Origin of the sequence: Mesorhizobium sp. M7A.F.Ca.US.002.01.1.1, assembly GCF_004022955.1 — a bacterium.
Classification (GTDB): Bacteria; Pseudomonadota; Alphaproteobacteria; order Rhizobiales; family Rhizobiaceae; genus Mesorhizobium; species Mesorhizobium ciceri.
Genome location: NZ_RZQE01000353.1, coordinates 1 through 6,246 on the forward strand (window position 1 = coordinate 1; position 6,246 = coordinate 6,246).

Here is a 6,246-nt window from a genome sequence, read left to right on the forward strand (position 1 = left end):
ATACCGACATAGCCTTCACGGTTGCCGGCGGCACGCTGCGGGCGCCGCCGGTCAGCCTGGAAAATCCAGCGGCGACCTTGTCCGCCGACATCACGGCGGATCTCAACGCGGCCACGGTGTCGGCCAAGGGTGCGATCACTTATCAGCCTGGCGACGAGGCGCTGGTCGGCTCCGAGCCGGTTGTGAATTTCACCGCCGAGGGGCCGTTCGGCGCGGTCAAACGAGCATTCGACAGTGAGCCGCTGGCGCAGTTCCTGACCCAGCGCGCGCTGGAGAAGGAGCAGCAGCGCGTCGAGGCGATGCAGGCCGCGCTGCTCGAGAAGCAGCGGCTGCGGCGCGAAGTGCGCTATTACGCTGCGCTGCAGGATGCTCGCGACAAGGCGGCCGAGGAATTGCGCCGGCAGGAGGAAGCAGCGCGGCTCAAAGCCGAAGCTGACGCCAAGGCCAAGGCCGAAGCGGATGCACAGGCTCAGGCTGAGGCGGACGCAAAGGCTCAGGCCGACGCGAAGGCGAAAGCCAAGGCGGACGCAGATGCCAAAGCCAAGGCCGATGCCGAAGCGAAGGCGGCTGCCGAAAAGCAGGCCGCCGACGAGGCGGCCAAAGCGCAGGCCGAGCAGGAGCGGCAGAAGGCGGAAGAGGCGATGCGTATTGCCTCGCAGGAAAAGGCAAGGCTCGAAGCCGAACGCAAGGCCGCGCAGCCTCCGAAGGTGGAGCGGGCGCCGCTGCCGCAGGCCAACGACAATCCGCCGCCGGCCAAGCCGAAGTCCAATCCGTTCACGATCGACAATCTGCTGAAGTCGCTGCAGTAGCGAAAGTTGGAGGTCTCATGACGACTTTGAGCCGTCCTGACTTAAGCGATATTCACCGGGGCGATTGGGTGGATCGCCGATTGCCGTCCGCATGGCGACCATATACGCGACTGGCGCGGCTGGATCGCCCTGTAGGGATATGGCTGACGCTTTTTCCTTGCTGGGCTGCGCTGATACAAGCGTCGCACGGTTTCCCGGACTTTCTGGAACTGGCTGTCTTCTCTCTCGGCGCTTTGCTGATGAGAAGCGCCGGCTCCACGGTCAATGACATTGCGGACCGCAAGTTTGACGGCCATGTCGAGCGGACTCGCTTCCGGCCGCTGGCGAGCGGACAGATGGGCGCCCTGCAGGCCTTTGTCTTTCTGACCGTTGAGCTTGCACTCGCGGCTGCCCTGCTGTTTTTTCTAACTCCCTACACGCGCCTGGTCGCTATCTGCGTTCTGCCGCTCGTGTTCATCTATCCGCTGTGCAAGCGTTTCACCCATTGGCCCCAGGCCGTGCTGGGCGCGGCGTTCAACTGGGGGATGCTTATGGCATGGGCCGAGGTCGCAGGACATATCCCGGTGGGAGCATTGCTTATGTGGGCCGGAGCCATCGCATGGCAGATCGGTTATGACACCGTCTATGCCTACGTTGACGTGAAAGACGACACCCGCCTCGGGCTGAAATCGACAGCGATCTTGTTCGGCCGGCATGGCAAGACCTGCATTGGCCTTTTCTATGCTCTGACGGTTGGCGCGTGGTCGCTTGGAGGTTGGTTGTTGGGCATGTCGCTGCCTTACGCCATTGGAATGCTGGTGGTCGCCGCGCAGCTTGGCTGGCAGACCTGGCGGATTGACCTTGCCCGTCCGGAGGTGAATTTTCGTCTGTTCCTGGCAAATATCCTGACAGGCGTGCTGCTGGCCTTGGCAGCCTTCATCGGAACATGGTGAGCAGGCTCATTAAGGTGGCGGAGCTTCATTACGGTCTCGATCGAGCAGCCGCCGCAGCATCGGTTCGATACGTGACAGTTCGTCGAGATGCGCCGCCGACAGCTCGGCCAGGCAATCGTCGGCGCGCTCGGTCAGTTGCAGCAGCACGCGGCGATGGTCGTCCTTGTCCTGATCCCTTGTGACCAGCCCTGCCTCGCCGAGACGGTTGACCAGTTCGACGGCGCTGTGGTGGCGAATGCGCAGGCGTTCCGCGAGATCGCCAACCGTCACCGGGCCGCCGCCGGGGAATCCCTTGATCGCCAGCAGCGCCTGATGCTGGCGCGGGGTCAGGCCGGCGTCTTCCGCCTGGACCTGGCTGAATTCGAGGAACCGGCGGATCAGGTAGCGAAACTCCGACAGCCGCTGGTAATCGGCCTGGCTGATGGCGGGACGTTGTTCTCGTGGCTGCGACATATCAGACATGTGTTCGTTTTCCGGCGAAAGCTCAAACGGATTTCGGGCGAAACCGGCTTGAATATTTATATCGTGTTACGATACATAGCCACCGACAAACCCGGCTGGCCGCTTCGACCGTGCCGCATCCCAGACATACGGCCGCCGCCAGGAAGCAACTGCCATGAAGACCCATCATTCGAACCCGGAGCACCTGCGCGATTTCACCACGGATCCCAGGGTGCTGCTCGTCGCCGCCATTGCCGTGGTGGTGGCGACAGCCGGGTTGTTTGCCGGCATCGCGCTTTTGAAGCTGATCCGGCTTGCCACCAACATCGCCTATTTCGGCCAATTCTCGCTTGCCGACCTGAAGCTCGAGAACACGCCGCTTGGGCTTGCCGCAGTCCTAGTTCCGGTGATCGGTGCGCTGATCATCGGCCTGATGGCGCGCTATGGCAGCGAGAAGATCCGCGGCCACGGCATTCCCGAAGCCATCGAGGCGATCCTGCTCGGGCGCTCGAAACTCGACGCCAAGGTGGCGATCCTGAAGCCGCTGTCGTCGGCGATCTCGATCGGTTCCGGCGGACCGTTCGGCGCGGAAGGACCGATCATCATGACAGGCGGCGCGATCGGCTCGCTGATCGCACAGATGCTGCCGGTCAGCGACAACGAGCGCAAGACCCTGCTGGTGGCTGGTGCGGCAGCGGGCATGACCACGGTGTTCGGAACACCGATCGCCGCCATCATGCTGGCGGTCGAACTGCTGCTATTCGAATGGACCCCGCGCAGCTTCATTCCGGTGGCGGTCGCGGCCGTTATCGCCGAGGTCGAGCGCACCATGCTGCATCTGCCCGGGCCGATCTTTCCGTTTCAGGGCGGCATGGAGGTGTCTTTTGTCGGCCTTGCCGGCTGGGTGGCGATCGGCGTTTGTGCAGGACTTCTGTCGGGACTGCTGACGCAGATGGTCTACGCCTGCGAGGACGGTTTTCAGAAGCTGCCGATCCACTGGATGTGGTGGCCGATGCTTGGCGGCCTGGTGGTCGGCATAGGCGGGCTGATCGAACCGCACGCGCTCGGTGTCGGCTATGACAACATCACCGACATGCTGGATGGCCGCACCGTCGCGACGGCGGCACTCCTGCTGCTGGTGGTCAAGGCGATCATCTGGTCGGTAGCGCTCGGCTCGGGAACGTCGGGAGGTGTGCTGGCGCCGCTGTTGATCATGGGCGGGGCTATGGGCGCTGTGCTCGCCGGCGTTCTGCCTGCCGCGGATCCGGGTTTCTGGGCGCTGCTGGCAATGGCCGCCACCATGGGCGGCACGATGCGCGCGCCGCTGACCGCCACGTTCTTCGCCGTCGAACTGACCGGCAACACACATATGCTGGTGCCGCTGATTGCCGCCTGCGCCGCGGCGCATGCCGTGACCGTGCTTCTGATGAAGCGTTCGATCCTGACCGAAAAGATCGCCAGAAGGGGACACCATCTGGTTCGCGAATACCGTGTCGACCCTTTCGCCCTGACCCGGGTGCGCGAGGTGATGACGTCGCAGGTCGAAAGCGTGCCGGCGACGATGACGCTGCATGGCGCAGCAGCCTTCCTGACGGCGCCGGAAACACGGCATCCGAGTTTCCCGGTGGTCGACGAGAACGGTCAGGTGCTGGGCCTCATCGATCCGCCGGCGATCTTGCGCTGGAGACGCGCCGGCACGCACCGCACCACCACGCTTGGCGCGTTGCTGGCCGGCAGCAAGGTGACGCTGGCCTATCCGGACGAATATCTCGAAGGTCTCTCCGACAAGCTGCTGATGGCCAACGTCTCCCATCTGCCCGTCGTCACTCGCGAAGGCTCGTTGCTGGTCGGCTATGTCGGCTGGAAGGATCTGATGCGCGTGCGGTCCAGGAAACAGGCCGAGGAGCGCGAGCGTTCGACCTTGCTTGGCTTTGGCACCAGACGCAGGAAAAAGGACGACGCGGTCGAAAGCCTTTAGATACTCTCTCCTCGCTTCGCCCACTCCAGCACATGGAGCCTCAACGCCGAGGACAGGTTGGTGTCGCGGGGCCGCGTCTCGTCGACTTCGGCGACAAGAGCAGCGAGCGTCAGCTCCCTGGTCGCCGCGATCGCGACGAGGTCGTCATAAAAGGGCTTTTCAAGCGAGTAGCTGGTGCGGTGGCCGCGAATGGTCACCGAACGCTTTTCGACCGGGCTCATTGACGGCCGGGGTCGCCGGGCTTTTCACGACGATGCCCGGCAACGAATTTTTCGCTCTTGTCGGCGGCGACGCGGTCGCGTTCCTTTTCGGCCTTGGAGCGGCCGTGCAGCGCGCGGTTCTGTTCGGCGGCGCGCAGCTTTTCGTCCCGCGCCTTCTGCTTGCGGGCCTGGCGGAGATTGACGATTTCGGCCACGGCGTGAGTCGCCGGCCTATTTCTTGCGGAAGGCGTCGAGCGAGACCACTTCGGCGCCCTTGGTAGCGGCGTCCGCGGCCGCGGGCTTCTTCTCCGCCTCGGCGGCGGCCTTCTTCTCGGCCTTCGGCTTTTTCTCGGAGACGATGGTCAACGGCTCCGGAGTTGGCGCAGCCGGTTCATCGGCTGCCGCACCATCCGTCTTGACGTCGAATTCGAGTTCGAAATTGACCGAGGGATCATAGAAGCCGCGCACGGCCGAGAACGGGATTTCGAGTTTTTCCGGCACATCGGAGAAGGACAGGCCAACCTCGAAGCCGGTATCGGTCACCTTCAGGTCCCAATACTGGAACTGAATGACGATGGTCATCTGCTCGGGATAGCGCTCGCGCAGCCGCGAAGACACGCGTACGCCCGGCGCGCCGGTCAGGAAGGTGATGAAGAAGTGGTGGTTGCCGGGGAGGCCGGTGCGCGCGACCTCGGCCAGGACCTTGCGCATGACGCCGCGCAACGCCTCCTGGGCCAGAATGTCGTAGCGGATGTGGTCGTCGGCCATGTGGCGGTCGGGTTCCGTTGAATCGTCCGCATAGCTGTAATCAAGCTTGAGCGCGGCGTAAACCGCATATAGATCACCCTCGCGCGGAAGCGAAGACTATTGCCAGCGATTTGATCGCTCAGGCGCTGGCGAGCGCGCTTTGCTTTTCGGACGATGCCGCGGAGCGGCGCTTGCCGAAGGCGCGCAGGAAGGTACGCACGCCATTGGTCGCGGATCGCAGCACCTCGTCCTCGCGCGGCGAGCCGCCAAGCATGAAGGTGGTCTGCAGTTCGGCATTGACGAGGCCAAGGAACTGGCGTGCCGCCACGTCCGGGTCCTCGATCGTGAGATAGCCGCCATAGGCGAGGCGGGCGAAGCGGGCGGCGATTGCCGGCCATGTCCTGCCCGGTCCCTGTTCGCGCCATTCGGCAAACAGTTCGGGATAGCGCTCGCCTTCGGTCTGGATCAGCTTGCGCAGGAATTTTCCATCGCGGTTGCAGATGCAATTCTGATTCAAGCGCACCGCAAAGCCGATCAGGTCGGCTTCGAGATCCCCCGGCTGATCGGGGAAGGTGGCAATGGTGGCGAAGATTCCGGCATTGCAACGTTCGGTCAGATCACGGACCACAGCGACGAACAGTTTTTCCTTGTCGCCGTGATGGTTGTAGATGGTCTGGCGCGAGACGCCGGCTTCGGCGGCGATCAGGTCGATGTTGGCGCCGGCGAAACCTTCGCGGCAAAACACGGTGGCGGCGGAGTCGACGATCGACAGGCGCTTGGCCTCATGACCGCGTGGCGGGAAAATGTCAGGAGAAACGTGCAGCTTCATAAAAAACTATATAGAGGCGATTGACGATTTAGACAAGAGTGTCTAAATTTGTGGACACAAGATTAAGAGATTTCGCATGAGAGAGACGAACAGAACTCGCTCTCGAGGTGTCGGAATCTGACGGGATGGAACGTCCTAGGTTAGACGTCGCCTGGCGGCGGCAACCAGATTTGAAAGAAGCCTCTATCATGAGTCCCAAATTCCTCCGCATCGCGGTCGTGCTCGGCTTGTTGTCCGCCATCGGCCCGTTCGCCATCGACATGTATCTGCCCGCGCTGCCGTCGATCGGCGCCGATCTGCATGCCGGCAC

At 63.1% G+C, this 6,246-nt stretch carries 7 protein-coding genes and 2 pseudogenes; 4 read left to right on the plus strand and 5 right to left on the minus strand.

The features are described 5' to 3' along the window. Nucleotides 1–809, plus strand: a pseudogene (locus EN932_RS26145) (AsmA-like C-terminal region-containing protein); the annotation flags it as partial. Nucleotides 810–826: 17 nt separating this feature from the next. Next, complete coding sequence (ubiA, locus tag EN932_RS26150) at nucleotides 827–1,741, plus strand: 4-hydroxybenzoate octaprenyltransferase (protein ID WP_063172463.1); 915 nt, start codon at nucleotides 827–829, stop codon at nucleotides 1,739–1,741. A gap of 9 nt (nucleotides 1,742–1,750) precedes the next feature. Here ubiA and EN932_RS26155 read toward each other — a convergent pair whose 3' ends face one another. Beyond that, the gene (locus EN932_RS26155; RefSeq protein ID WP_063172462.1) at nucleotides 1,751–2,203 is read right to left on the minus strand and encodes a helix-turn-helix domain-containing protein; all 453 of its coding nucleotides are present in this window, start codon (nucleotides 2,201–2,203) and stop codon (nucleotides 1,751–1,753) included. Nucleotides 2,204–2,357: 154 nt separating this feature from the next. Between EN932_RS26155 and EN932_RS26160 the strand changes: the two genes are divergently transcribed. Then, the gene (locus tag EN932_RS26160; protein ID WP_013531013.1) at nucleotides 2,358–4,160 is read left to right on the plus strand and encodes a chloride channel protein; all 1,803 of its coding nucleotides are present in this window, start codon (nucleotides 2,358–2,360) and stop codon (nucleotides 4,158–4,160) included. Here EN932_RS26160 and EN932_RS26165 read toward each other — a convergent pair. The 4 genes from EN932_RS26165 to EN932_RS26180 all read right to left on the minus strand — a co-directional run bounded on the left by EN932_RS26165 (nucleotide 4,157) and on the right by EN932_RS26180 (nucleotide 5,936). Continuing rightward, a complete protein-coding gene (locus tag EN932_RS26165) occupies nucleotides 4,157–4,381 on the minus strand; it encodes a ribbon-helix-helix domain-containing protein (RefSeq protein ID WP_013531014.1) in 225 nt (74 codons plus the stop codon). The two genes, EN932_RS26160 and EN932_RS26165, sit on opposite strands and share 4 nt — an antisense overlap. After that, nucleotides 4,378–4,575 carry a DUF4169 family protein gene (locus EN932_RS26170; RefSeq protein WP_024501426.1) on the minus strand — a complete coding sequence of 66 codons (198 nt, stop codon included), beginning with the start codon at nucleotides 4,573–4,575 and terminating at the stop codon, nucleotides 4,378–4,380. The genes EN932_RS26165 and EN932_RS26170 overlap by 4 nt, the downstream gene beginning before the upstream one ends. A gap of 16 nt (nucleotides 4,576–4,591) precedes the next feature. Continuing rightward, a complete protein-coding gene (locus EN932_RS26175; RefSeq protein WP_013531016.1) occupies nucleotides 4,592–5,128 on the minus strand; it encodes an SspB family protein in 537 nt (178 codons plus the stop codon). Between the two features lie 118 nt (nucleotides 5,129–5,246). Beyond that, complete coding sequence (locus EN932_RS26180; protein ID WP_127385649.1) at nucleotides 5,247–5,936, minus strand: TetR/AcrR family transcriptional regulator; 690 nt, start codon at nucleotides 5,934–5,936, stop codon at nucleotides 5,247–5,249. Between the two features lie 188 nt (nucleotides 5,937–6,124). Between EN932_RS26180 and EN932_RS26185 the strand changes: the two are divergent. Next, nucleotides 6,125–6,246, plus strand: a pseudogene (locus tag EN932_RS26185) (Bcr/CflA family drug resistance efflux transporter); the annotation flags it as partial.